The organism is Myxococcales bacterium (assembly GCA_022184915.1).
Lineage (GTDB): Bacteria > Myxococcota_A > Polyangia > Fen-1088 > Fen-1088 > JAGTJU01.
Window position 1 is genome coordinate 1 of sequence record JAGTJU010000017.1, and the last position, 1646, is coordinate 1646.

Sequence of the window (1646 nt, forward strand, 5' to 3'; positions counted from 1 at the left end):
CGCCTCCTGGGGTCAGTCCGTGCTGCACGTAGCGCACGATCGCCGGATGCGACAGTTCCGACAGCATGGCCGCCTCTTCCTCGAAGCGCTCCGCGTTCGGCCCTTGGCGTTCGTAGAGCACCTTCAGGGCGACGTATTCGCCCGTTTGCAAGTCGCGCGCACGGTACACCGCCCCCATGCCGCCGTGACCAACCTCTTGTTCGGTCTCGAAGCGGCCCCCGTAGCGTTTCCCGTCGAACGAGGCCAATTGCACGATTTCGAGCGTATCATCGGCAGGGATCCAACGTGGCTTTAGGGCCTACACGCATCGTGCGTTTGTCCCGGAGTTGGCGCTGCGCAAATGTCAGGGGAGGTCGGCAAAGTCGAGGACTAACGCATTGGGCCAACTGGAATCGCGAGCGAGTCCACAGCCCTGAACAACCGGTGTGGCATGACCCAGCCTGAAGCAAGCGTCCGCATCGTGGCTGGCGGGGCGTGAGATTGTCTGAAGGGTGGGTCGGTCGTCATATGGTTGCCTAGGAAACTATGGCGTGCTATCCGTTGCTCTGCGGTTTACTGGCTCAGAGCCAGTCCGCCACCACACGCGAAGCGAGGATCCGGCACATGAACGAGCAACTGACCGCAACCGCCAAGGGATGCCTGGAGGCCGCGTACGCAGGCACCATGGACTTCCCTTCCATCGTCCGCGCGCTGATCGAAGCGGGGTTCGAGGGCTATGACGTCGACTACCGGCGCAGCACGTCCACGTACTTCCTGGCCACCGGCGAGAGCGTGCAGCTTCCTCTGCCAAAATCACACGCGAAAGTGGCGCCCGAATTCCGCGGCCGCGACGTCGAAAGCGCCGTGCGCGAGGCGCAGAACAAGGCTCCCGGCTACACGTACGCCGGCTTCTGCGCAAAGGTGAAGGCCGCGGGGTGCGCTGGCTACATGGTGTCTTTCCTTGGAAAGCGGGTCGTTTACTTCGGGCGCACGGCGGAGACGCATGTCGAGCACTTCCCGCAGTAAACCGCACAAACGCGGCCACAAGCCCGGCAAGGAAAATGACGTGACAAAGAGACCACAGACTCGGTCCAAGGTGAGTGAGCTCGAGGCACATCTCGGATACTGGTTCCGCTTGGTGTCGAACCATGTGTCTCACGCCTTCAAGGCGAAGGTGGAGGCACGCGGCGTGACGGTCGCCGAGTGGGTCGTGCTGCGCGCGTTGTTCGACGGGGACGGCATCAATCCGAGCGAGCTTGCGACGACGCTCGGGCTGACCCGTGGGGCCATCTCGAAGCTGGTGGCCCGACTTTTGGCCAAGGACCTCGTGTCGGTCCGCGACGACGTGCGCGATGGACGGGCGCAACTCGTCAGCCTGAAGGCGTCCGGGCGGCGTCTCGTTCCGAAGCTCGCGGCGCTGGCCGACAAGAACGATGCGGAGTCTTTCGCGCACCTCTCAAAGGAGGAACGGGCCTCGCTGCTCGCGACGCTCATGAGGGTTGCCAAGCACCTCGAGCTCCGGGGCGCGCCGATCGACTGAATGGGTGCGTTGCTGCCCGTGGTCAACGCCGGGGGACTCGCGATCTTCGACCGTGGCTTCGGGCCAAAGGAAATCCCCTGGCGTCAACGTGTCGGCGGTGTACACGAACTCATGTGTGCCCCGGTCC

3 protein-coding genes are annotated in these 1646 nt (G+C 63.8%); 2 read left to right on the plus strand and 1 reads right to left on the minus strand.

What is annotated here, in order from left to right; translation table 11 throughout:
• The coding region (locus tag KA712_26170; protein MCG5056439.1) for a hypothetical protein at positions 1-178 on the minus strand (178 nt) is incomplete at its 3' end.
• A gap of 425 nt (positions 179-603) precedes the next feature.
• On the opposite strand from KA712_26170, the gene KA712_26175 reads away from it, so the two are divergent.
• The gene (locus KA712_26175) at positions 604-1005 is read left to right on the plus strand and encodes a DUF1398 family protein (GenBank protein MCG5056440.1); all 402 of its coding nucleotides are present in this window, start codon (positions 604-606) and stop codon (positions 1003-1005) included.
• A gap of 40 nt (positions 1006-1045) precedes the next feature.
• Complete coding sequence (locus KA712_26180; GenBank protein MCG5056441.1) at positions 1046-1519, plus strand: MarR family transcriptional regulator; 474 nt, start codon at positions 1046-1048, stop codon at positions 1517-1519.
• Positions 1520-1646 lie beyond the last annotated feature (127 nt).